The sequence below is a fragment of the Kineococcus gurbantunggutensis genome (assembly GCF_050871925.1).
Lineage (GTDB): Bacteria > Actinomycetota > Actinomycetes > Actinomycetales > Kineococcaceae > Kineococcus.
In genome coordinates this window covers 1-22,505 of record NZ_JBJLSG010000082.1, presented here as the reverse complement: position 1 = coordinate 22,505, position 22,505 = coordinate 1, and the positions used below count along the sequence as shown (strand labels likewise).

Below are 22,505 nucleotides of genomic sequence, written 5' to 3'. Positions count from 1 at the left end.
CTGCGCGCCGGCGCCGGGCGCGCGGGCGGCTCAGACGACGTGGTCCAGCCAGCGCACGGGGGTGTCGTCCCCGGCGTGGCGGAAGGCCTCCAGCTCGCAGTCCCACGCCTCGCCGACGGCGAGCGCCAGCGCGCGCCGGGCGGCGGCGGGGTCGGCGGCCGGGCCGTCGAGCAGCTCGAGGGCGGCGCGCACGCGGTCCTCGGGGACCTGCACGTTGCCGTGGACGTCGGTGACGGCGTGGAAGATGCCCAGCGAGGGGGTGTGGCTCCAGCGGCCGCCGTCGCAGCCCTGGCTGGGCTCCTCGGTGACCTCGAAGCGCAGGTGGGCCCAGCCGCGCAGGGCGGAGGCCAGCCGGGCTCCGGAGCCCTGCGGGGCCTGCCAGGAGTACTCCGCGCGCAGGCACCCCTGCGCGATGGGCTGGGCCGTCCAGTCGCAGGAGACGCGCACGCCGAGGACACCGCCGGCCGCCCACTCGATGTGCGGGACGAGCGCTCGCGGTGCGGAGTGCACGTAGAGCACGCCGCGGGTGGTCGCACCGGACATGCCGTCCTCCTCTGCGTCGGTGTGATGGGCGCCTTCCCCAACGACCTCGCACCACGCGCAGGTGAACGTGTCCGTTCGACTACCGGACGTGCTGTGCCGTCATCATGCCTCACCGCCCCGGCGCGCACCACCACCCCGGCGCGCCGCGCGACCCGGGCGTGTCGCGGTCGGTCACCCCCAGATCACCGAAGGTCACGACGCGGGGGCTTCAGGTCCGGGCGCGGGCCGCCGATGGGGGCACGTGCACGAGCAGCCGCCCCCCGCCGCACCCGGCGAGGTCTCCGAGGTCATCCGGCCCGCCGCCATCGTGCCCGAGGACGCGGCCCGCGCGGTGCTCGTCGAGCTCGCGCTGCGCGACGTGCAGAACGGCGGGGTCTGGGAGACCAGCCCGAGCCTGTGGAGCCGCTACGACCGGCCCTGGAACGGCCCGCAGAACGTCGCCGGCGCCGAGCTGATCGGCCGCATCCACGTCGCCTACGGCACGCCGACGCGCTACGAGATCACCGTCTACCGGGTGACCGTCACCCGCTTCGGCAGCGACCTGGGCTGGAGCGTGGAGTCGCTGTGCGACGAGGCGCTCAGCCACGGCGGGCTGAGCCTGCGCGACTGCCCGCGCGCCACGATGGCCGCTCCCCCGCCGCCCTTCACCGGCTGACGCGCCCGCGCGCCCCCTCGCGCACCGCCTCGCGCACCGCCCGAGCGGCGCCCGGGCGGCGGTGGCACCATCGCAGCGTGCCCGACCCCTCCGGCGCGCCGCCGCCGCGCCGCCACCACCGCCCCGCGATGCCCGGGGACGACGCGCTCGTCGCCCTGGCCGGCGGGGTGGACCCCTCCGCCGTGCAGGAGGCGGCTCACGCGGCCGCCAGCGCCCTGGTGCACGGGGCGCGCTCGGCGCAGGACGCGGAGGTGACGCGGCGGGTGGTGCGCCTGGCGCAGGAGGAGGGCCTGGAGGTCATCGCCTCGCTGTGGGCCGACGCGCCGGCGGACTCGCTGGCGGGCGCCCTGTGGCGGCTGTACGTGCTGCGCACCTGGGTGCTGCGCTCCCCCTCGGCGGTGGCCCGGCAGTACGCCGAGGGCCGCCGGCACACGCCGGTGCTGGAGGTGCTGGCCGGGGTCGCCGACCCGCCCGGTCCCGAGGAGGTCGTCGCGGTCGTCGACGAGGTGCTCACCGGGGTGGCCGAGGGCGACTTCGCCGTGACGCTGGAGCGCGCGGCCGCCTTCTGCCGCATCGTCGCCGTCGGCCGGGCCCACCACGCCGACGAGCCCTCGCACACCGGCCGGCACGCGGACCCCGAGGACGCGGCCGCGGCCCTGACGCGCTCGGCCGCCCGGCTGGTGCGCACCGCCGAGCAGCTGGAGGTCGTGGCGCGGCGCTGGCGCGCCGGCGAGCTGGGCTGAGGGCGGGCCCGTCCCGTCCTGCCGGGCGGCGGGCGCGCCGTTACAGTGGTGTCGTGGCGCCGGGCCGCGGTAGCCCCGGGTCCCAACTGGAGCCGCTACGAGCGGCGATGCGCCGTGAGGCGCTTCCCGGTCCGGCGTCACACCCCCTCCCCCGGCGCACCGGCCCGCGGGCCGGCTCAGCGCTCCCGCGGCGCCAGCACGATGATCGCCGCGCCCACCAGGCACACCGCCGCCCCGGTCAGGTCCCACCGGTCCGGGCGGAAGCCGTCGGCGAGCACCCCCCACAGCAGCGATCCGGCCACGAAGACCCCGCCGTAGGCGGCCAGGACCCGGCCGAAGGAGGTCTCCGGCTGCAGGGCGGCGACGAAGCCGTACCCGGCCAGCGCCAGCGCGCCCAGCCCGCACCACCACCAGCCGCGGTGCTCGCGCACGCCCTGCCACACCAGCCAGGCGCCGCCGATCTCCAGCACCGCCGCGGCCGCGAACAGCGCCGCCGTGCGCACCGCCTCCTGCGCCCCGTCCACCGCGCTCCCCCGTCCCCGGACCGTCCCCGGCCCGCCCCCGGTCCCGGGCACCGGCCGGCGCGCGGGAGGATCGGGGCATGACGCTAGAGGTGCCGCGGCCCGCGGCGACCACGCCCCTGCCCGGCGCCGCCGACGTCGAGGCGGCCGCGCGGCGCCTGGCGGGCGTCGTCACGCGCACCCCGCTCACCGAGGCCGCGCGCTGGTCGGCGGCGACGGGGGCGCGGGTGCGCCTGAAGCGCGAGGACCTGCAGGTGGTGCGCTCCTACAAGCTGCGCGGGGCCTACAACCTGATCGCCCAGCTCGGCGAGGACGAGCGCGCGCTGGGCGTGGTCACCGCCAGCGCCGGCAACCACGCCCAGGGCCTGGCGTACGCCTGCGCGGCGCTGCGGGTGCGCGGGCGCGTGTACGTGCCCCGCACCACCCCGCGCCAGAAGCGCGACCGCATCGCGGCCCTGGGCGGGCGCTTCGTGGAGACGGTCGTGCTCGGCGACACCTACGACGACTCCGCCGCGGCCGCGGCCGAGCACGCCGAGCGCTCGGGGGCCACGGTCGTGCCGGCCTTCGACGACGCGCGCACGCTGGCCGGGCAGGGCACGGTGGCGGTGGAGCTGGTGGAGCAGCTCGCGGAGCTGGGCGAGGCGCCGCCGGACGTGCTGGTGGTGCCGGTGGGCGGCGGCGGGCTGCTGGCGGGGGTGCTGACGTGGGTGCGCGAGCGGCACCCGGGCGTGCGCGTGGTGGGCGTGGAGCCGGCCGGGGCGCCGTCGATGGCGGCGGCGCTGGCGGCGGGCGCGCCGGTGCGCCTGGAGCAGCTGGACTCCTTCGTCGACGGCGCCTCGGTGCGCCGCGTCGGCGACGTCACGCACGCGGTGGTCGCCGGCTCGCCGGTGGAGCTGGTGACCGTGGCGGAGGGGGCGGTGTGCGTGGAGATGCTCGCGATGTACCAGACCGACGGGATCATCGCCGAGCCCGCCGGGGCGCTGGCGACGGCGGCGCTGGCCGGGGCGGTGCGCGTGGAGCCGGGCCAGGACGTGGTGTGCGTGGTCTCCGGCGGCAACAACGACGTCAGCCGGTACGCGGAGATCGTCGAGCGGGCCCTGGTGCACGAGGGCCGCAAGCACTACTTCCTCGTGGACTTCCCCCAGGAGCCCGGCGCGCTGCGCCGCTTCCTCGACGAGGTCCTCGGCCCCGACGACGACATCACGCTCTTCGAGTACGTCAAGCGCAGCAACCGCGAGACCGGCCCGGCGCTGGTGGGCATCGAGATCCCCTCCCGGGACGACCTGCCGGCGCTGCTGGAGCGGATGGCCGCGGCTCCCCCGTCCTTCGAGCGCATCTCGGCCGCCGAGCCGCTGTACCGCTACCTGCTCTGAGCCGCCGCGCGCGGCGCGGGCACCGGCGGCGCGGCGCGGGTGCGCGGCGGGTCCCGGCTGGCAGGATCCGCTCGCCCGCGCCGGACGGGCGCGGACGGTCGAGGCGAGGGGGTCCCGGTGCACGAGGCGTCCGAGCCCGTGCGGCGCCTGGGCGCCGCGGCGCTGCTGTGGCGCAGCGCCGCCGCGGTGGTGTTCCTGCTCCTGCTGAGCGCCGGGACGCTGCGCGGCACCGACGACGGCTGGCCCTTCGCGCCGATGTCGCAGTACGCCTTCGCGGTGGACCTGGACGGGGAGGTGCGCTCGCCGTACGTGCAGGGCACCGGCACCGACGGGGTGGTGCGCCGGGTGCCGCTGACGGCGGGCGGCGTGGGCGTGGAGCGCTCGGAGGTGGAGGGGCAGCTGCCGCGGTTCGTGCGGGACCCCTCCCTGCTGGAGGCGCTGGCGGCCGCGCACGCGGCGCGGCACCCGGAGCGGGTGCGCTTCGCGTCGCTGGAGCTGCGCCAGCGCGTCAGCGACCTGGCGGGCGGCCGGGTGGTGCGCGTGCGCGACGACCTGCTGGCGAGCTGGACGGTGCCGGACCCGCGGCAACCGCTGGGCTGCTGCGGCGGGGGCGCCCCGTGAGCGGGGGCGTCGCGGGGGCCGCCGCGGGCGCGTGGCGGCGCTGGTGGGCCCCGGCGGTGCCGGCGGGGCGGGTGGCGCTGCTGCGGGCGGTGCTCTACCCGTTCGTGGTGCTGGACGTGCTGGTCCTCACCGACGACCCGCTCGCGCACGGCGACGTGCCGGTGCAGCTGTACCGGCCGCTGGCGCTGCGGCGGCTGCTGCACCTGCCCGCGCCCTCGCCGGGGTACGTGCGGGTGCTGCTGGTGGTGCTGCTGGTCAGCGCGGTGGTGGCCGCGTGCGGGCGGCTGCCGCGGCTGGCGGGGGCCGTGTGCGCGGCGGCGTACCTGGACTGGCTGAGCAACGCCTACAGCTACACGAAGGTCGACCACGACCACGCGGCGCTGGTGGTGGCGCTGCTGGTGCTGCCCACGGTGGGCGCGGTCCGGGTGCGCCCAGGGACCGGGCGCGGGGCCGGGCGCGGGGCGCGGTCGCCCGACGAGGCCGCCGGGTGGGCGCTGCGCTGCGTGCAGGTGGCGGTGGTGTGCACCTACTTCCTGGCCGGGTGCGCCAAGGTGCGCTTCGGCGGCTGGGACTGGGCCGGCGGCGCGGTGCTGACGTGGGCGTTCTCCCGGCGCAGGACGGCGCTGACCGACGCGCTGGCCGCGGTGCCGCCGGTGCTGGTGGCGCTGCAGTGGCTGGTGCTGGTGGCGGAGCTGCTCAGCCCGGTGATGCTGTGGCTGCGCGGGCGGGCGCTGGCCGCTGCGGTGCTGTTCTGGCTGGCGTTCCACCTGGGCACGTACCTGACGCTGCGGATCCACTTCCTGCCCACCGTGGTGTGCCTGCTGGCGTTCGCCCCGCTGGAGCGGCTGGTGCCGCCGGTGCGCCCGCGGGGCCGGCGCGCGGGGACCGGGCGGCGGGCGCTCCCGGCCCAGGAACCGGCCGCCCGCGGGGGCCGTTGAGCGCGCATGGGCCTGATCTTCCGCCGCTCCAAGGACCTCGGCCGCGGCGTGCGGCTGAACGCCTCGAACCGCGGCGTCAGCTTCTCCAAGCGCTTCGGGCGCACGACGGTCGACTCGCGCGGGCGGTTCTCGGTGCGCCTGTTCAAGGGCCTGACCTGGCACGGCAGGCTCTGGAAGTAGGGCGGCGCTGCACCGGGCGGGTGAGCCGCGGCGCCCGGTCGGGTGAGGGTCACCGCCCGAGCGGGTGAGGTGCGCTCCGGGCGGGCGGGCCGCGCACCGATGTGGTTGAACGTGACACGACACGATGCGCTGACCCGGTGGTGGGCCGACCTCGACGACGCCGGCCGGGACGCGGCCCTGCTGCTCGAACCGGGACGGCGCCTGCCCGGCCCGCTGGCCGACGGCCTGCGCCGGCACGGGGTGCCGGTGCCCTCCGTCTCGGTCGCCTGGGACGTCGACGGGCGCCAGGAGGTCTCCACCGTCCACGTCCAGCCGCGCGAGGTCGCCGACTTCCTCACCGGGGTGCGCCGGGACGGCGCGCGTCCCGGCGCCGGTGGGGCGGGTGGGGCTCGAACCCACGACCGAGGAATTATGAGTTCCCTGCTCTGACCGACTGAGCTACCGCCCCCGGGCCCGCGAGCCTACCCGCCCCGCGGGCCGGCGCACCGCCCGCACCCCGGCGGCGGGGCGCGGGCGGTGCGGGCGGCGCGGGTGGTGCGGGCTCAGCGGGAGAGGCGCTCGCCCGCCAGGCGCGCGCCCTCGGCGAGGGCGGCGAGCTTGGCGGTGGCGATCTGCGGGTGGATGCGCCCGCCGAGGCCGCAGTCGGTGGAGGCGACGACGTTCTCGGCGCCGACGACGGAGGCGAACCGCTCGATGCGGTCGGCGACGAGCTCGGGGTGCTCCACGACGTTCGTGGCGTGGCTGACGACGCCGGGCACGATCTTCTTGCCGGCCGGCAGCTGCACGTCCCGCCACACCTTCCACTCGTGCTCGTGACGCACGTTGGCGGCCTCGAACGAGTAGGAGCCGGCGTCGATCTCCAGCATGAGGTCGGCGATGTGCTTGAACTCGACGTCCGTGGTGTGCGGGCCGTGCCAGCTGCCCCAGCACAGGTGGAAGCGGACCCGGTCGGTGGGCAGGCCGCGCAGCGCGTGGTTGAGCGCCTCCACGCGCACGCGGGTGAACGCGCGGTAGTCCTCGACGCTGGGCTCGGGGTTGATCTGGTCCCAGTTCTCCGCGATGGAGGGGTCGTCGACCTGCAGGGTCAGGCCGGCGTCGAGGACGGCGCGGTACTCCTCGCGCATGACCTCCGCCCACGCCCAGATGTGCTCCTCCTCGGTGGCGTAGTGGCGGTTGGAGATCCGCGCGCCGCTGCCGGGCGAGAGGGAGGTGATGAAACCGCGGCTGCGCTCCAGGCCGGCGGCCTCCAGGCCGGCGACGAGGTTGGCGACGTCGGAGGCGATGGCCTCCTGGCCGACGTAGCGCAGCGGGCCGGTGGTGGCGGGGAACGCGGTGGCGGTCTTGCCGGTGGAGATTCCCGAGGCGGGGTCGGTGTAGGCGTCGTGGAACAGCTGCCAGTCGCGCCGGTCCGGGAAGCTCGTCAGCCGCACCCGGCCGGGCTCGGAGCGCACGGTGGGCTGGCTGAAGATGTCCTCGCCGGTGACCTCCAGGCCGGCCACGCGCTGGAAGGAGTACGACCACCAGGCGCCGTAGTCGACGGCGCTGCTCATGGCCTTGCCGTACTCGCCGTCGCCGACGATCGTGATGCCCAGGTCGTGCTGGCGCTGCACGAGGTCGACGACGGCCTCGGTGAGCAGCTTGTCGAAGTCGGGGGTGCGCTTCAGGGTCAGGCCGTCCTCGGCGAGCTCGCGGGCCTCGTTGGCGGCGATGAGCTCGGGCGTGCGGGGCAGGCTGCCGGCGTGGCTGACCTCGATGCGTCGGGGGGTGCTCACGGGTGCTCCGTTCGTGGGGTGGTGGCTCGCTCAGCGCCGCAGGGCGCGGTCGAGGTCGTCGAGCAGGTCGTCGGGGTCCTCCAGGCCCACCGACAGGCGCAGCACGGCGTCGGACAGGCCGATGGCCGCGCGGCCCTGCTCGCCGAGGCGGCGGTGGGTCGTGGTGGCGGGGTGGGTGGCCAGCGACTTGGCGTCGCCGAGGTTGTTGGAGATGTCGATCACGCCGAGGCGGTCGAGCACCTCGAAGGCGCGCTCCTTGCCGCGGCCGTCGGGCGCGTCGAGCTCGAACGTGACGACGGTGCCGCCGAGCTCCATCTGCCGCTTGGCCAGTTCCGCCTGCGGGTGCGAGGGCAGCATCGGGTAGCGCACCCAGCGCACGCCCGCGGCGTCCTCCAGGTGCTCGGCGATGCGCAGGGCGGTGGCCGCGGAGTGCCGCACGCGCAGGCCGAGGGTCTCCAGGCCCTTCGCGAGCGTCCAGGCGTTGAACGGGCTGAGGGTGGGCCCGGTGTGCCGGGTCAGCTCGCGGAACCGGCCGTCGACGAACTCCGACGTGCCCAGCACCGCGCCGCCCATGACGCGGCCCTGCCCGTCGATGTGCTTGGTCGCGGAGTACACGACGACGTCGGCGCCGAACGCCAGCGGCCGCTGGCCGACGGGGCTGGCGAAGGCGTTGTCGACCACGACCGTCGCACCGGCCGCGTGCGCGAGCTGCGCGACGGCCTCGATGTCGACGAGGGTCTGCATGGGGTTCGCGGGGGTCTCGAAGAACACCGCCTGCGCGGGGGTGGACAGGGCCCGCTCCCACTGCGAGAGGTCCTCGCCGTCGACGAACTCCGTGCTCACGCCCCAGCGGGGCAGGATCTCGTCGAGGATCACGTAGCAGGAGCCGAACAGGCTGCGGGCGGCCACGACGCGGTCGCCCGCGCCGAGCAGGGCGGCCAGGGCGTAGAACACCGCGGACATGCCGCTGGCCAGGCCGTAGCAGGCCTCCGCCCCCTCGAGCAGGCGCAGCCGCTCGGTGAACACCGACACCGTCGGGTTGCCGTAGCGGGAGTAGACGTAGCGGTCGACCTCGCCGGTGAACGCGGCCTCGGCGTCGGCGGCGGAACCGTAGACGTACCCCGACGTCAGGTACATCGCCTCGGACGTCTCCTCGAAACCCGAGCGCGCCATCCCGCCGCGCACGGCGGTGGTGTCGGGCCGCCAGGGGCGGGGGGTGCTCTCCTCGTTCACGACTGCCTCCACGGCAGGCCCTCGGCGCGCCAGCCGGCGCCGCCGCGGTGCCCGTGCTCGTCCAGGTCGCCCTCGAAACCGTTCAGGACGTTGTAGCTGGGGGTGATGCCGGCGGCCGTGGCGGCCTCGGCCGCGGCGACCGAGCGCTTGCCGGAGCGGCACAGGAACACCACCGGGCCGCGGCGGCCAGCGGTGATCCCCGCGCGCTCCAGCTCGGCGAGGAACCGCGCCCCGGGGGCGGCGGGGTCCTCGGGCGCCCAGGAGGCGAACACCGGTCCCCTGCCGGTGCCCGCGGTGTCCGGGACCCCGACCCAGGTCCACTCCGCCTCGGTGCGGACGTCGACCAGGACCGCCTCGCCGTCCTCGTGCAGCAGGTCGAACGCCTCGCGCGGAGCGAGGTCGCCGGCGTAGCTCACGTGCCCTCCCATCGGTCCCGGCATGAGCACCCTCCCGTAGGGGGTTGCTGCGGCGTCGTCGAGCCAGGTCTCTCGGCCGCTCTGGATGGTCCTGCCAGCGTAGGGCATGCCCGGCCGTGCCCGGGCGCCGTCGGCACCGGCGGGCCCGTCCGGGGCGCCTCCCGCCCGCACGGGCCCGCGCCCGCCCCCGGTGCGCCGCCGCGGTGCCGACGCGGTGCCGACGTTGCCAGGCGGGGCGCGCCCGTGGCACGCTCCGGGCAGGTCATGAGCGCCAGCGCGAAGCCCCGGCTCGCTGGCCGGCAACCCTCCTCACGCGGCGGGGTGCCCCGGGTGACGACCTGGCCGGTGCCGAGGTGGCGCCGGCAAGCGCGGACCCGCGGGCACCGTCCGGCGGGTCCCCTCCCCGAGGAGGCCCTCGTGCCCACGCCCACGCTCCCCGCCCCCCGCTGCGCGCCCGCGCTCGCCCCGCTGCTGCCCGTCGTCGGCGCCGCCACCCGCGTGCCGCTGGCCACCGGCGGGGAGGCGGTCTACGCCAACCTCGACAACGCCGCCAGCGCGCCCGCGCTGGCGGCGGTGGCCGAGCACGTGGCGCGGGTGCTGCCGCACTACGCCAGCGTCCACCGCGGCGCGGGCTACCTCTCGCGGGTGTCCACGGAGCTGTTCGAGTCCGCGCGCGGCGCGGTGGGGCGCTTCGTCGGGGCGCGGCAGGACGACGCGGTCGTCTTCACCCGCAGCACCACGGACGCCCTGGACCTGCTCTCGCGCGCCGTGCCCGCCGGCGGGCGCGTGCTGGTGGCGGACGTGGAGCACCACGCGAACCTGCTGCCCTGGCAGCGCTCGGCGCGCACGACGGTGGTGCCCGGCGGCCCGGACGCGGCCGGCACAGCGGCGGCGCTGGAGGCGGAGCTGGCCGGCGGCGGCTACGCGCTGCTGGCGGTGACGGGCGCCTCCAACGTCACCGGCGAGGTGCTGCCGCTGCGGCGCCTGGCGCGCGCCGCGCACGCCGCCGGCGCCCGCATCGCCGTGGACGGCGCCCAGCTCGTGCCGCACCGGCGGGTGGACCTGGCCGGCGACGACCTGGACTGGATCGCCTTCTCCGGGCACAAGCTCTACGCGCCCTTCGGCGCCGGGGCGCTGGTCGGGCGGCGGGACTGGCTGGACGCGGCCGAGCCGTACCTGGCCGGCGGCGGCGCGACGCTGGAGGTCGGGACCGGGGGCGTGCGCTGGGCCAGCGGCCCGGAGCGCCACGAGGCCGGCTCCCCCAACGTGCTCGGCGCGGCGGCCCTGGCGCGCGCGTGCACCGCGCTGGCCGCGCTGCCCCCCGGCGCGCTGGAGGAGCACGAGGCGGCGCTGCGCGAGCGCCTGCTCGACGGGCTCGCCGCGCTGGAGGGCGTGCGGGTGGTGCGCCCGGACGCCGAGGACGCCGTGGGGGTCGTCACGTTCACCGTGGAGGGGCACCCGTCCTCGCAGGTCGCGGCGTACCTGTCGGCCGAGCACGGCATCGGCGTGCGCGACGGGCGCTTCTGCGCGCACCGGTTCGCGGACTCCCTGGGGCTGTCCTCCGGCGCGCTGCGCGCCAGCACCGGCGTGGGGACCGGATCGGCGGACGTGGACCGGCTCCTGGCGGCGCTGCGGCGGTTCCTCACCGCCGGGCCCGAGCTGCGCTACGCGGTGGTCGACGGCTCCTGGGGCCCGGTGGGCGACCCGCGGCCCGACCCGGCGGGTTTCCTCGGCGCCGACCTCGACCGCGTCGCGCGGCCGCGGTGACCCCGGGGCGCTCGCGGGAGCGCCCGCGCCGCCCGCCCCCGACGGCCACCACCCGCCCCACCCGTTCCGACCACCCCGACGAGGAGCCCGCCGTGCCCGACCCGTTCCACCTCCTGCTCGACGTCGACGGGGGCGGGTGGCACCCGGCCGCCTGGCGGCGCTCGCGCAGCGCACCGGCCGACGTGTTCTCCCCCGCCCGGCTGCGCGGGTTCGCCGTCACCGCCCAGGCGCAGGGCCTGACGGCGCTGACGTTCGAGGACTCCCCGCTGCCGGACGCGCGCAACCCCGTCGGCCACCTGGACGCGGTGCAGCGCGCGGCGTTCCTGGCCGGCACCACCGAGGGCGTCGGGCTGGTGCCGGTGGTGCCCACCACGTACACCGAGCCCTTCCACGTGGCCGCGCAGATCGCCTCCCTGGACCACTCCTCGGCCGGGCGCGCCGGGTGGATCGCCACCGCCACGCCGGAACCCGCCGCCGCCCGGGCGGTGGGCCTGCCCGCGCTGGCCGGGGAGGACCTGCGCACCGAGCTGGCCGACGTCGTGGGCGCCGTGCGCGCCCTGTGGGACTCCTGGGAGGACGACGCGGTGGTGCGCGACGTCGCCACCGGTCGCTACGTCGACCGCGACCGGCTGCACCACGTGGACGTCGACACCGGCCGCTGGTCGGTCAAGGGCCCGCTGACCGTGCCGCGCTCACCGCAGGGGCAGTCGGTCGTGCTGGCCGCCGAGGGGGCGCTGCCGGCCGGTCAGGTCGACGTGGTGCTCACCGGGGACCCGGCGGCCCGGCGCACCGCGGGAGGCCCGCTGGTCGTGGTGGAGGTGGAGTTCGCGCTGGACACCGAGGCCGCCCCCGCCTCGGAGCGGGTCGCGGCCCTGGACGCGGACGCACCGGCACCCGACCGCGGCCGGGTGCGCTGGACGGGCCCCGGCGAGGGGTTCGCCCGGTTCCTGGCGGACCTGTCGGGGCGCGTGGACGGCGTGCGCCTGCACGCCGCGGTCCTGGACGAGGACCTGCGGCAGCTGGTGCGCACCACGCTGCCGGAGCTGCGGGCGGCCCGCCTGCTGCGGGCCCCCCTGAGCGGGTCCACCCTGCGCTCCACCCTCGGCCTGAGCCGGCCGGCCAACCGCTTCGCGACCGCCTGAGGAACCGACGATGAGCAGCAGCGAGTTCCGCTACCCCGACGCCACGGTGCACTTCGGGGTGTTCTTCCAGGGCGTGAACCACACCACCGTCTGGTCCGACCCGCGCAGCGGGTCGCAGGTGCACCACTCCACGTTCACGCAGCTGGTGCGCACCGCCGAGCGAGGCCTGTTCGACGCGTTCTTCCTCGGCGAGGGCCTGCGGCTGCGCGAGCAGCGCGGGAGGATCCACGACCTCGACGTCGTCGGGCGCCCCGACGCCCTGACCGAGCTGGCGACGCTGGCCGGCCTCACCGAGCGCATCGGCCTGGTCGCCACCCAGAACACCACGTACAACGACCCGGCGGACCTGGCCCGGCGCCTGGCGTCCCTGGACGTGCTCTCCGGCGGGAGGGCCGCGTGGAACGTCGTCACCACCGACAACGCCTGGACGGGGGCGAACTTCCGCCGCGGCGGGTACCTCGACCACGCCGACCGGTACGAGCGCGCCGAGCGGTTCGTCGCGATCGCCCGGCGGGTCTGGGACAGCTGGGACGGGGAGGGTTTCGCCCCCGTCCGCCACGAGGACCGGCTCTTCGACGTCGAGGTGAGGCCCACCGTGCCGCGCAGCCCGCAGGGCCACCCGGTCGTCTTCCAGGCCGGCGACTCCCCCGCCGGGCGGGACTTCGCCGCCCGCTCCGCCGACGTCGTCTTCTCCCGGCACGGCACCGACCACGCCGACGCGCTGGAGTTCGCCGACGACGTGCGCCGCCGCGTGGTGGCCGCGGGCCGCCCGGAGGACGACGTTCTCATCCTGCCGGGCACCCAGATCGTCCTCGGCGACAGCGACTCCGACGCCGAGGAGAAGGCCCGCTGGGTGCTGGAGAACCAGGTGACGCCCGCCACGGCGCTGTCCCTGGTGGGGCAGGTGTGGGGCGAGGACCTGTCCGGCCACGACCCGGACGGGCCGCTGCCGGCGCACGACCCGGTGATCTCCGACATCGACGGCACCCGCGGGGCCGCGCGCCAGGGCCACGACCCGCGCGCCATCGCCCGGCAGTGGCGGGCGGTCGCCGAGGAGAACAAGTTCTCCCTGCGCGAGCTGGTCATCCACAACTCCGCCGAGCGGGGTTTCGCCGGCACCGCCTCGGCGGTGGCGGACGAGCTGACGCGCTGGGTGCGCACCGGTGCCAGCAGCGGGTTCAACATCACGCCCTACCTGGTGCCCAGCGGGCTGGACGACGTCGTCGACCAGCTCGTGCCCGCCCTGCAGGACCGCGGCGCCTACCCCACCGAGTACGTGGGCACCACGCTGCGCGAGCACCTGGGGCTGCGGGCCCCGCTCACCCACCGCTGACGCGCGCGCGGGGCACGGGCGCGAGCAGGCCCCGGCGGACCGGGCAGACCGGTCCGCCGGGGCCTGCGCCGTGGGCGCGGGGGCCTACGCCGTCGGCGCCGGGGCCGGCGCGTCCAGCGGGCGGGGCACCGCCGCGATCAGCGCGCGCGTGTACCCCTCGCGCGGGGCGGTGAGGACGTCCTCGACGGTGCCGCTCTCCACCACCCGGCCGGCGCGCAGCACCGTGACCGTGTCGGCGACCTGGCGCACCAGCGCCAGGTCGTGCGAGACGAACAGGTACGTCAGCCCCAGCTCGCGCTGCAGGCGCACCAGCACGTCGACGATGCCGGCCTGCACCGTCACGTCGAGCGCGGAGGTGGGCTCGTCGAGCACGAGGACGTCGGGGCGCAGCACGAGGGCGCGGGCGATCGCCACGCGCTGGCGCTGGCCGCCGGACAGCGCCGAGGGGCGCCGCCGGGCCAGGCGCTCGTCCAGGCCGACCTGGGCCAGCGCCTCGCGCACGCGGGCGGCGCGCTCGGCGCGCTGCCCGACGCCGTAGCGGTCCAGCGGCTCGCGCACGATCCGCTCCACGCGCCAGGTGGGGTCCAGGGAGGTGAAGGGGTTCTGGTAGACGAGCTGCAGGTGGCGCCGCGCGGCGCGCAGCTCCCGGTGCGAGCGCCCGTCGAGGCGCTCGCCGGCGACGCGGACCTCCCCGTCGTCGGGCACCTCCAGCCCCAGCAGCAGCCGCACCGCCGTCGTCTTGCCCGAGCCGGACTCCCCGACGAGCGCGTGGGTGGTGCCGGCGGCCACGGAGAACGACACGCCGTCCAGGGCGAGGGAGCGGGTGCCGCCGACGGTGAAGGACTTGGTGGCGGCGCGCACCTCCACCTTCGGCGGCGCACCGGCCGGCGCCGGGGCCGGGCGGCGGTCGCGGTAGCGCTCCGGGTTCAGCGCGGGCACGTCGGCCTGCAGGGCGCGGGCGTAGGCGGTGCGCGGCGCGGCGAACACCCGCGCGGTCGGGCCGGCCTCCTGCACCCGGCCGCCGCGCAGGACGACGACGTGCTCGGTGCGCTCGGCGGCCACGGCGAGGTCGTGCGTGATGAGCAGCAGTCCGATGCCGAGGTCGGCGCGCAGCTCGGTGAGCAGGTCGAGCACGCGGCGCTGCACGGTGACGTCCAGGGCGCTGGTCGGCTCGTCGGCCACCAGCAGCGCCGGGCGCGGCAGCACCGCCAGGCCGATCAGCACCCGCTGCAGCATGCCGCCGGAGAGCTGGTGCGGGTGCGAGCGGTGGACGCGCTCGGGGTCGGGCAGGCCGACGCGCTCGAACGTCTCCAGCACGAGCCGGCGGCGCACCGCGGGGTCGCGCTCGCCGGTCAGGGCCGCGGCCTCCTGGGCCTGCGAGCCGATGGTGCGCACCGGGTTGAGCGCGTTGCCGGGGTCCTGCGGCACGAAGCCCAGGGTGCGCCCGCGCAGCGGCCGGAAGCGGCGCTCGCTCAGGCCCAGCACGTCGGTGCCCTCGACCTCGACGACGCCGCGGGCGCGCCCGCCGTGCCGGGGCAGCAGGCGCAGCACCGAGCGGGCGATCGTGGACTTGCCCGAGCCGGACTCGCCGATGAGGGCGAGGCTGCCGCCGCGGGGCAGGGAGAAGGAGACGTCGGAGACGACCTCGGTGCGGTCGTAGGCGACCGACAGGCCCTGGACCCGCAGCAGCGGCGGGGTGTTCGACACGGTGGTCCTCCTGGTGGGTCAGCCGGTGCCGCGCAGCCAGCGGCTGATGCGGTTGACGGACAGGACGGTGGCGGTGGTGACCGCGGCGGGCGCGTAGACCAGCCACGGCGCGGTCGGGTAGTCCTTGCCGGCGGAGACGAGCAGCCCCCAGTCCGAGGCCGGCGGCGGGTCCCCGTAGCCCAGGAACGCCAGCCCGGCGATCACCAGGATCGACAGGCCGAACTGCAGCACGGCCAGGGCCAGCACGGTGCGCGAGGCGTTGGGCAGCACGTGCCGCAGCAGGACGTGGGTGCGCGAGCCGCCCTGCAGGAACGACGCCTCGACGAACACCGAGCGGCGCGTCTTGAGGACCTCCGAGCGCATGACGCGGGCGAAGACCGCGACGGCGGAGACGCCGGTGGCGACGGCGGCGTTGATGGTGCGGAACCCCAGGGAGCTGACGACGACGACGGCCAGCAGGAAGCTGGGGATGGCCAGCAGCACGTCCACGAGCCGGGCCAGGACCACGTCGACGAGGCCGCCGAGGAACCCCGCCAGCAGGCCGACGGCACCGCCCACCACGACCCCGATCACGACCGCGACGAGCGCGCTGCTGACCGAGGAGGCGGTGCCGTGCACGACGCGCGCGAACAGGTCCCGCCCGAGGTGGTCGGTGCCGAACCAGTGCGCCGCGCTGGGGCCCAGCAGCTTCTGCGAGGTGACGCCGTCCACCGGGTCCTGGCCGGTGAACAGCCCCGGGGCCAGCGACCAGGCCACCACGACGGCCAGGACGAGCAGGGACAGCACGACGGTCGGCGGGACGGCCGGCGCACCGCGCCGCCCGGGACCGCGGCGCCCGGGCGCGCTCGCGGCGGCGCGGACGGCGGTGACGGTTCCGCTCACGGGGTGCTCACCTCCTGCGCGAGCACCTCGCGCTGGGCGGACGGACGGTTCGGGGTGCTGCGGACCCGCGGGTCCAGCAGCGGGTGGACCAGGTCGGCGACGAGGTTGACGACGACGAAGACGACGGCGGCCAGGGAGACCACCGCCTGCAGGACGGGCAGGTCCTGGGTGGTCACCGCGGACTCCACGAGGCTGCCGACGCCGGTGCGCCCGAAGACGGTCTCGGTGATGAGCGCGCCGCCGAGCAGCTCGCCGACCGTCAGGGCCAGGACGGTGACCACCGGCAGCGAGGAGGGGCGCAGCAGGTGGCGCAGCAGCAGCCGCGTGCGGCCCAGCCCGCGCGAGCGGGCGACGGAGGCGTACTCCTGGCGCGACTCGTGGTCCAGGCCGGCGGTGAGCACCTCGGCCAGCTGCGCCGAGACAGGGATCCCCAGGGCCACGGCGGCGAAGAACGTCGCCCAGGCGGAGTCGGGGTAGACGACCCGGAACAGGCCCAGCTGCAGCGCGAAGACGTGGATGAGCACCAGGCCGATGACGAAGTTCGGCACCGACAGGAACAGCGAGGGCAGGGCCCGCAGGGGGCCCTGCGCGTACGGGGGCAGGTACTGGGTGCCGAAGGCGGTGAGCACCGCGAGCACCACGGCCACCGCCAGCGCCGAGGCCGCCAGCACCGCGGTCGGGCCGAGGACGTCGCCGATGGACTGCGACACCGGCAGGTTGCTGCGCAGGGAGACGCCGAGGTCGCCGGTGACGAACCGCGACAGCGACTCCCACAGCTGCACGGGCACCGGCTGGTCGAGGCCGTAGTAGGCGACGATGCGCGCGACGTCGGCCTCGGTGAACCCGTTCTCCGGGTTGCGCAGGGTGGTGGTCACTGGGTCGCCGGGCAGCACGGTGATGACGACGAAGGTCGCCACGTAGGCGAGCAGCACGACGACGACGGCCTGCCCGACGCGCCGGGCGGCGAAACCGAGGTACCCGCGGTCCACGGCGCTCAGCCCTCCAGGTGCGCGGTGTAGTAGTTCGCGTAGGCGACGCCGTTGTAGGTGACGCCCTTCAGCCGGGGGGTCTGCGCGTAGATGCGCTGGACGATCTGCTCCAGCGGCACGTACAGGCCCTGCTCGAGGACGTGCTGCTGCAGCTGGTCCACGGCCGCGGCGCGGGTGTCCAGGTCGACGGCGCCGGCGACGGCGTCGCGCAGCTGGTTCAGCGTCTCGTCGCCCTCACCGAGCCCGAACCAGTCCTCGCCGCCGTTCGCGCTGGTGAGGATGCTCGCCACGGTGCCCACGTCGATGAAGCTGCGGGTCACCTCGTAGTTCGAGAGGGTCTTGTTGCCCGTGACGCGCTCGCCGTAGGTGACGACGTCGTAGACCTGCAGGTCCACGGTGAAGCCGACGGCGCCCAGCTGCTGGGCCACGAGCTCGTCGACGGCCTGGGAGGTGACCAGGTAGGGGTTCGGGTACAGCGTCACCGCCAGCGGCTGCCCGCCCCTGGAGCGCTCGCCGCCGGGTCCGGGGACCCAGCCGGCCTCGTCCAGCAGCCTGCCGGCCAGCGCGGCGTCGAAGGCGAACTCCGCGGAGTGGTCGGTGGCCTCGGGGACGTTGCTCTGCAGGAAGGACCGCGCGACCTGCCAGTCCGGGGTGTAGACGGTGGAGAGGATCTCCTCGCGGTCGATGGCGTGCTGGAACGCCCGGCGCACGCGGACGTCCTGGAAGGGCGCGGCCGAGGCGTTGAGGCGGTAGCCGTGGGCGAAGCCCAGGTAGCGCGGGACGGCGACCTCGAGGCCGGCCTCCTTCAGGGAGGCCAGCTCCTGCGGGGTGGCGTTGTAGGCGACGTCGGCCTGCCCGGACCGCAGCGTCGCCGTGCGCAGCGAGGACTCCTTGACGACCTTGTAGGTGATCGAGTCCAGGGTCGCCGGGCCGGTGCGGCCCAGCGCCTGCGGCCCCCAGGCGTAGTCCTCGCGCCGGGCGAGGACGACGTTGTCGCCCTCCTTCCACGACCGCACGACGTACGGGCCGCTGCCGACGTCCCGCGAGAGGTCGGCCTGCTGCTCGGCGCTCAGGGCGATCGTCGCCGGGGAGACGAGGATGGAGCCGTGGTAACCCAGGGTCGGGACGAACCCCAGGGTCGGGGCGTCGAACTCGACGACCACGGTGGTGGCGTCGGCCGCCGAGGCGGCGGCGTAGGTCTTGGGGAACAGGCCGATGGGGTTGATGCCGTCCTCGGGGCGGCCCCTGGCCCAGTGGTCCAGGTTCGCCACGACCGCCTCGGCGTCCAGGGCGGTGCCGTCGGAGAAGGTGACCCCGCTCTTCAGGTGCAGGGTGAACTCGGTGGCGTCGGCGTTCTGCTCCCAGCGCTCGGCGATCCACGGGCTGACCTGCCCGTCGGCGTCGACGTGGACGAGCTTGTCGGTCACGTGTCCCCAGACGTTGCCCTGGAAGCTGGAGATCGCGCTGTTGTTGGGGATCCAGGTGTCGCCGAGGGAGTCGATGAGGAAGACGACGTCCCCGCCGGCCCGCGCCCCCTCCCCGGCGCCGGACCCGGAGGCGGCGCCGCCGCAGGCCGCCAGCGGTGCGGCGGCGGCGGCGGCGCCCAGCGCGGTCAGGACCGTGCGGCGCGAAGTGTTGTCGGTGCTCACGGGGTGCTCTCTCTCCTGCGGTGGTGTGCGGGACGGGGGTTCACAGGCGCTTGGCGAAGCAGCGGCTGTGCGGGAGGGCGTCGTAGGGCGGGTAGGGGTCCACGGGGGTCCAGCCCTCGCGCCGGTACAGGGCGATGGCCTCCGGCTGCAGGGCGCCGGTCTGCAGCAGCAGCCGGTCCAGGCCCGCGGCGCGCGCGGAGCCCTCCACGCGGGCGAGGGCGGCGGCGGCCAGGCCGTGCCGGCGGTGCCCGGGGTGGACGTAGACGCGCTTGACCTCGTGGCGCACCGGCTCACCGGGGTGGGCCAGGCGGCGCAGGCTCGCGGTGGCCGCGGGCTCGCCGTCCACCAGGGCCAGCCAGGTGAGGAGCACCTCGTCGGCGGCCGGGCCCGGCGGCCGCGGGCGCGCCCCGCCGCCGGGCGGGGCGTAGCGCGGGTGCAGCTCGGCGTCCATCGCCGCGCGCAGGGCCGCCACCCGGGGGTCGTCCCAGCCGGTCGCGCTCCACAGGGCGGTGCGGGGACCGGTGGCCAGGCTCACCGGCGCGCCAGCGGGGAGGCCAGGGCCACGGCCACGCGGTGCACGGCCTCGTCCAGCTCCCCGGGGGTGAGGTCGGAGAACCCCCACCGGAAGCGGTCGGTCAGCTCGTGCGGCCCGGCGGGGCTGAAGTAGCGGCCCAGCGGGAAGTCGACGGCGTTCTGCCGCGCGACCTCCAGCGCCCGCTCCAGGTCGGTGCCGGGGTCCAGGACGCGGCCCCAGGAGAAGATCCCGCCGTCCACGGCGGGCAGCTCCACGACACCGTCCAGCTCGCGCCGCACCGCCGCGCGCAGGGCCTCGTGGCGCTGCGCGAGCACGGCGCGGGTGCGGGCCAGGGAGGTCTCGTACGCCCCGGGGGCGCGCAGGAAGCGCAGCACCGAGCGCTGCACCACCAGGGAGGTGTGCTGGTCGGAGTCGCGCCGGGCGTCCTGCAGGGCCGGCACGACCCACTCCGGCCCGGTGATCCAGCCCAGGCGCAGCCCGGGGCCCAGCGTCTTGGAGAACGTGTTGACGTGCAGCACGTTCCCCGACGCCGGGTCCAGGTCCGGGGTGCGGCCGCCGTCGAAGCGCAGCTCCCGGTACGGGTTGTCCGACAGCAGCAGGAACCCGTACCGCTCGGCCAGCTCCACCAGCCGGTGCCGCACCGCGAGCGGCTGGCTGGCACCGGTGGGGTTGTGGAAGTCGGGGATCGTGTAGAGCACCTTGGGCCGCGCCCCGGCGCGCAGCGCGTCCTCCAGCGCGTCCACGTCCAGGCCCTGCGGGCCGGTGGTCACGGGCAGCACCTCGGCCCGGCGCTGGCGCAGCAGCGTGAGCACCAGCGGGTAGGTGGGGTTCTCCACGGCCACGACGTCGCCGGGGTCCAGGAGGGCGTCGAAGAGCAGCGCCAGGGCGTGCAGGGCGCCGTTGGTCACCACGACGCGCCGGGGGTCCACCCCCTCGTGGGCGCCGATCCACTCGCGCAGCTCCGGGACCCCCAGGGGCACGGAGTAGCGCAGCGCAGGGGCGGCGGGGTCGGCCAGCTCCTCGGCGAAGGCGCGGGAGAGCTCGGCCAGCGGCAGCGCGGCCGCGCCGGGCACGCCGCCGTGCAGGCCGATCGTGCCGGGCACCGGCGCGGCCGGGCGGGGGCCGAAACCGGTGGCCGGCGGCACCGCGCGGGCCCGCCGGGAGAGCAGGTGGGCGCCGGCGGCGGCCTGCTGCTGCGCGGCGGGGGGCAGTTCCTGGGTCGTGGTCACAGTGCTCCTCGGAGGGGTGGCGGGCGCACGCGGGCACGCCCGGCACCGGGAGGGCGGGGCGGTGCCCGGCACCGGGACGGCAGGGCGGTGCGCGCGGGGTGAGCGGTGCGCGGGGTTTCCCGCGGGGCGCCCGCGGGTCCAGCGGGTCCCGCGGGGTGTTCTCGGTGCTGCGGCGCGGTGGCGGCGCGGCGTCAGCGACAGGCCGACGCGCAGCGCCGGCACAGGTCGACGACGCGGCGCGAGCGGGCGCAGAAGCTGCGGGGACGGCGCAGCGGGCCGTACGGCATCGTTCCTCCATCGTTCCTGGCGGAAGCACCCGCACCCGTTCGCACGGGGGGTTGCTGCGGCGTCGTCGAGCCAGGTCTCTCGGCCGCTCTCGATGGTTGCCCGCTCACTGTGGCGTGCGGGAGGAGGTGTTGTCAACGACCCGGTGCCCGGGACCGCCCCGGGGTTCCCCGGGCACCGGGAGCCGTTGCGCTACAGCGCCTTGCCGGGGTTGAGGATCCCCAGCGGGTCGAACACCGCCTTCACGGCGCGCTGCAGCTCGCGCACGCGGCCGGGCAGCTCCTGCCCGATCCAGCGCTGCTTGGCGGTGCCGATGCCGTGCTCGCCGCTGATGGTCCCGCCCAGGCGCAGCGCCGTGGCCACGAGGTCGTCCGCGGCGGCCTCGACGCGCTCGCGCGCGTCGGGCAGCTCGGCCCCGGCCGAGAGCAGCGGGTGGAAGTTGCCGTCGCCGGCGTGGGCGACGGCGCGCACCTGCACGCCGTGCTGCTCGGCGATGCGGCGCAGCTCGCGGTGGAAGGGGCCGATCTGCGACTTCGGCACCGCCACGTCCTCGCCCACGGCCACCTTGTCGGTGACCGGCCCGCGCCCGGAGCGGCGCAGCTCCCAGTGCTCCTCGGCCTCGGCGCCCGCCAGGTGCCGCACCCGCCCGCCGGCCGCGGACAGCGCGGCGGCGATCTCCCGCGCCTCGGCCTCGGCGCCGTGCCCGTCGGTCTGCACCAGCAGCAGGGCCTCGCCGCCGGCGGCCAGGGCGGTGCCGGAGTGCGCGTCGACGTCGCGCAGGGTCTGCCCGTCGAGCAGTTCCAGCACGGCCGGGCGCGCGGCGCCGGCGGTGACGGCGAGCAGCCCGGCGGCGGCGTCGTCCACCGAGTCGAACCAGACGGCCAGCGTGCGCTCGTCGACGGGGCGCGGGCGCACCCGCACCGTGATGCCCACGACGACGCCCAGCGTGCCCTCGGAACCGGTGAACAGCCCCACGAGGTCCAGGCCGGTGACGCCCTTGATCGAGCGGTGGCCGGTGGAGATCAGCTCGCCGTCGGCCAGGACGACGTCCAGGGCCAGCACCGACTCGCGGGTCACGCCGTACTTCGCGCAGCGCAGCCCCCCGGCGTTCGTCGCGACGTTCCCGCCGATGCTGGAGATCCGCCAGCTCGCCGGGTCCGGGGCGTAGCGCAGCCCGTGCGGGCGCAGCGCGGCGTCGAGGTCGGCGCCGAGCACCCCGGGTTCCACCCGGGCGACCTCGTCGGCGGGCGAGACCTCCAGCACGGCGTCCAGCCGCTCGGTGGACAGCACGACCCCGCCGGTCACGCCGCTGGCACCGCCGGACAGCCCGGTGCCGGCGCCGCGGGTGACGACGGGCACGCGGTACCGGCTGGCCCAGCGCAGGACGGCCTGCACGCCGGCGACGTCCGCGGGCCGCACCAGGGCGAGCACGCCGGGGGCCGCCGGCGTGCCGGAGCGGTCGGTGACCTCCGCGGGCGAGAAACCCGTGCGGACGGCGTCCGGGCCGAGCTGCGCGGCCAGTTCCGCCAGGGCCTGCCCGGTGCCCGGGCGCGGCGCGGGCACCGCCTCGGCGGCGGGCGGGTGCAGCGGGGCGGGCGTGGTGGTGCTCATGAGCGTCTCTCCGTTCCCATCGGTCCCGGCAGGGGCACCTGGCGCGTGCGCAGGTTGCCGCGGCGTCGTCGAGCCGGGTCTCTCGGCCGCTCCGGATGGTCCGGGCGAGGGTAACCCCCCGCGGCCCCGCGTTGACCCCTCCCGGTGGAACTGGCAGGCTGCCCGCAGGTCATGAGCGCCGACGTCAAGCCCCGGCTCGTCGGCCGGCAACCCTCTTCCTGACGTGGGGTGCCCCGGGTGAGGACCCGGTCCCGGGGGAACCCCCGGGGCAAGGCAGTGGCGGGGGGGGGGGGGGGGGGGGCCGCCCCCCCCCCCCCCCCCCACCTCCCCCCCCACCCACCCAAACACCCCACCCCACCCCCCCCCCGGCCGCCCCCCCCC

The 22,505-nt window shown here is 76.8% G+C and carries 21 protein-coding genes, 1 tRNA gene and 4 riboswitches; of the genes, 9 read left to right on the top strand and 13 right to left on the bottom strand.

Annotation, left to right across the window (positions count from 1 at the left end):
• Positions 1-30: 30 nt before the first annotated feature.
• A complete protein-coding gene (locus ACRYR7_RS15410; RefSeq protein ID WP_432572990.1) occupies positions 31-543 on the bottom strand; it encodes a DUF3145 domain-containing protein in 513 nt (170 codons plus the stop codon).
• A 241-nt stretch (positions 544-784) separates the two neighbouring features.
• Between ACRYR7_RS15410 and ACRYR7_RS15405 the strand changes: the two genes are divergently transcribed.
• Together ACRYR7_RS15405 and ACRYR7_RS15400 are read left to right on the top strand one after the other, a co-directional pair.
• On the top strand, positions 785-1,198 hold the full coding sequence (locus tag ACRYR7_RS15405) for a hypothetical protein (protein ID WP_432572989.1): 414 nt from the start codon (positions 785-787) through the stop codon (positions 1,196-1,198).
• 77 nt (positions 1,199-1,275) lie between these two features.
• The gene (locus ACRYR7_RS15400) at positions 1,276-1,941 is read left to right on the top strand and encodes a hypothetical protein (RefSeq protein ID WP_432572988.1); all 666 of its coding nucleotides are present in this window, start codon (positions 1,276-1,278) and stop codon (positions 1,939-1,941) included.
• A gap of 176 nt (positions 1,942-2,117) precedes the next feature.
• On the opposite strand, the gene ACRYR7_RS15395 is transcribed toward ACRYR7_RS15400, so the two are convergent.
• The gene (locus tag ACRYR7_RS15395) at positions 2,118-2,444 is read right to left on the bottom strand and encodes a YnfA family protein (protein ID WP_432572991.1); all 327 of its coding nucleotides are present in this window, start codon (positions 2,442-2,444) and stop codon (positions 2,118-2,120) included.
• Between the two features lie 98 nt (positions 2,445-2,542).
• Here ACRYR7_RS15395 and ilvA point away from each other — a divergent pair, with 98 nt between their 5' ends.
• The 4 genes from ilvA (at position 2,543) to ACRYR7_RS15375 (ending at position 5,574) form a co-directional block, all read left to right on the top strand.
• A complete protein-coding gene (ilvA, locus tag ACRYR7_RS15390; protein ID WP_432572987.1) occupies positions 2,543-3,835 on the top strand; it encodes a threonine ammonia-lyase IlvA in 1,293 nt (430 codons plus the stop codon).
• 117 nt (positions 3,836-3,952) lie between these two features.
• Positions 3,953-4,456: a hypothetical protein gene (locus tag ACRYR7_RS15385; RefSeq protein ID WP_432572986.1), complete on the top strand. Its 504-nt coding sequence runs from the start codon at positions 3,953-3,955 to the stop codon at positions 4,454-4,456.
• Positions 4,453-5,394, top strand: a complete 942-nt coding sequence (locus ACRYR7_RS15380; RefSeq protein ID WP_432572985.1) for an HTTM domain-containing protein — start codon at positions 4,453-4,455, stop codon at positions 5,392-5,394. Before ACRYR7_RS15385 ends, ACRYR7_RS15380 begins: the two co-directional genes overlap by 4 nt.
• Positions 5,395-5,400: 6 nt before the next feature.
• Positions 5,401-5,574: a DUF4236 domain-containing protein gene (locus tag ACRYR7_RS15375; RefSeq protein ID WP_432572984.1), complete on the top strand. Its 174-nt coding sequence runs from the start codon at positions 5,401-5,403 to the stop codon at positions 5,572-5,574.
• A gap of 374 nt (positions 5,575-5,948) precedes the next feature.
• Here the strand turns inward: ACRYR7_RS15375 and ACRYR7_RS15370 are convergent.
• From ACRYR7_RS15370 to ACRYR7_RS15355, 4 genes are all read right to left on the bottom strand, one after another.
• A tRNA-Ile gene (locus ACRYR7_RS15370) sits at positions 5,949-6,022 on the bottom strand.
• 94 nt (positions 6,023-6,116) lie between these two features.
• The gene (locus tag ACRYR7_RS15365) at positions 6,117-7,346 is read right to left on the bottom strand and encodes a cobalamin-independent methionine synthase II family protein (protein ID WP_432572983.1); all 1,230 of its coding nucleotides are present in this window, start codon (positions 7,344-7,346) and stop codon (positions 6,117-6,119) included.
• A 30-nt stretch (positions 7,347-7,376) separates the two neighbouring features.
• The gene (locus tag ACRYR7_RS15360) at positions 7,377-8,591 is read right to left on the bottom strand and encodes an O-succinylhomoserine sulfhydrylase (protein WP_432572982.1); all 1,215 of its coding nucleotides are present in this window, start codon (positions 8,589-8,591) and stop codon (positions 7,377-7,379) included.
• Positions 8,576-8,995 (bottom strand): rhodanese-like domain-containing protein, encoded by a 420-nt coding sequence (locus ACRYR7_RS15355; protein ID WP_432572981.1) that lies wholly within the window; start codon positions 8,993-8,995, stop codon positions 8,576-8,578. The genes ACRYR7_RS15360 and ACRYR7_RS15355 overlap by 16 nt, the downstream gene beginning before the upstream one ends.
• Positions 8,996-9,000: 5 nt before the next feature.
• Positions 9,001-9,087, bottom strand: a riboswitch (SAM riboswitch).
• 168 nt (positions 9,088-9,255) lie between these two features.
• A riboswitch (SAM riboswitch) is annotated at positions 9,256-9,370 on the top strand.
• Between the two features lie 42 nt (positions 9,371-9,412).
• On the opposite strand from ACRYR7_RS15355, the gene ACRYR7_RS15350 reads away from it, so the two are divergent.
• The 3 genes from ACRYR7_RS15350 (at position 9,413) to ACRYR7_RS15340 (ending at position 13,237) form a co-directional block, all read left to right on the top strand.
• Positions 9,413-10,762, top strand: coding sequence for an aminotransferase class V-fold PLP-dependent enzyme (locus ACRYR7_RS15350; protein ID WP_432572980.1), 1,350 nt, complete (start codon positions 9,413-9,415; stop codon positions 10,760-10,762).
• A gap of 92 nt (positions 10,763-10,854) precedes the next feature.
• Entirely contained in the window at positions 10,855-11,904 is a 1,050-nt protein-coding gene (locus ACRYR7_RS15345; protein ID WP_432572979.1) for an LLM class flavin-dependent oxidoreductase, read from the top strand.
• A 10-nt stretch (positions 11,905-11,914) separates the two neighbouring features.
• Positions 11,915-13,237: an NtaA/DmoA family FMN-dependent monooxygenase gene (locus ACRYR7_RS15340; RefSeq protein WP_432572978.1), complete on the top strand. Its 1,323-nt coding sequence runs from the start codon at positions 11,915-11,917 to the stop codon at positions 13,235-13,237.
• 84 nt (positions 13,238-13,321) lie between these two features.
• Here the strand turns inward: ACRYR7_RS15340 and ACRYR7_RS15335 are convergent, their stop codons facing one another.
• The 7 genes from ACRYR7_RS15335 to ACRYR7_RS15305 all read right to left on the bottom strand — a co-directional run bounded on the left by ACRYR7_RS15335 (position 13,322) and on the right by ACRYR7_RS15305 (position 22,124).
• Positions 13,322-14,944: a dipeptide ABC transporter ATP-binding protein gene (locus ACRYR7_RS15335; protein WP_432572977.1), complete on the bottom strand. Its 1,623-nt coding sequence runs from the start codon at positions 14,942-14,944 to the stop codon at positions 13,322-13,324.
• 18 nt (positions 14,945-14,962) lie between these two features.
• A complete protein-coding gene (locus ACRYR7_RS15330; RefSeq protein ID WP_432572976.1) occupies positions 14,963-15,826 on the bottom strand; it encodes an ABC transporter permease in 864 nt (287 codons plus the stop codon).
• Complete coding sequence (locus ACRYR7_RS15325) at positions 15,823-16,815, bottom strand: ABC transporter permease (RefSeq protein WP_432572975.1); 993 nt, start codon at positions 16,813-16,815, stop codon at positions 15,823-15,825. Before ACRYR7_RS15325 ends, ACRYR7_RS15330 begins: the two co-directional genes overlap by 4 nt.
• 5 nt (positions 16,816-16,820) lie before the next feature.
• Positions 16,821-18,464, bottom strand: coding sequence for an ABC transporter substrate-binding protein (locus ACRYR7_RS15320; protein WP_432572974.1), 1,644 nt, complete (start codon positions 18,462-18,464; stop codon positions 16,821-16,823).
• Between the two features lie 40 nt (positions 18,465-18,504).
• A complete protein-coding gene (locus tag ACRYR7_RS15315; protein ID WP_432572973.1) occupies positions 18,505-18,999 on the bottom strand; it encodes a GNAT family N-acetyltransferase in 495 nt (164 codons plus the stop codon).
• Positions 18,996-20,228: an aminotransferase-like domain-containing protein gene (locus ACRYR7_RS15310; protein ID WP_432572972.1), complete on the bottom strand. Its 1,233-nt coding sequence runs from the start codon at positions 20,226-20,228 to the stop codon at positions 18,996-18,998. Before ACRYR7_RS15310 ends, ACRYR7_RS15315 begins: the two co-directional genes overlap by 4 nt.
• A 291-nt stretch (positions 20,229-20,519) precedes the next feature.
• Positions 20,520-20,614: riboswitch (SAM riboswitch) on the bottom strand.
• A gap of 91 nt (positions 20,615-20,705) precedes the next feature.
• The gene (locus ACRYR7_RS15305; protein ID WP_432572971.1) at positions 20,706-22,124 is read right to left on the bottom strand and encodes an FAD-binding oxidoreductase; all 1,419 of its coding nucleotides are present in this window, start codon (positions 22,122-22,124) and stop codon (positions 20,706-20,708) included.
• A gap of 167 nt (positions 22,125-22,291) precedes the next feature.
• A riboswitch (SAM riboswitch) is annotated at positions 22,292-22,405 on the top strand.
• The last annotated feature ends 100 nt before the right edge of the window (positions 22,406-22,505 follow it).

Bases quoted from the DNA above. Each gene is read 5' to 3' on its own strand.
- ilvA (WP_432572987.1), top strand. From the start codon at position 2,543: ATGACGCTAGAGGTGCCGCGGCCCGCGGCGACCACGCCCCTGCCCGGC.
- ACRYR7_RS15410 (WP_432572990.1), bottom strand. From the start codon at position 543: ATGTCCGGTGCGACCACCCGCGGCGTGCTCTACGTGCACTCCGCACCG.
- ACRYR7_RS15305 (WP_432572971.1), bottom strand. From the start codon at position 22,124: ATGAGCACCACCACGCCCGCCCCGCTGCACCCGCCCGCCGCCGAGGCG.
- ACRYR7_RS15340 (WP_432572978.1), top strand. From the start codon at position 11,915: ATGAGCAGCAGCGAGTTCCGCTACCCCGACGCCACGGTGCACTTCGGG.
- ACRYR7_RS15375 (WP_432572984.1), top strand. From the start codon at position 5,401: ATGGGCCTGATCTTCCGCCGCTCCAAGGACCTCGGCCGCGGCGTGCGG.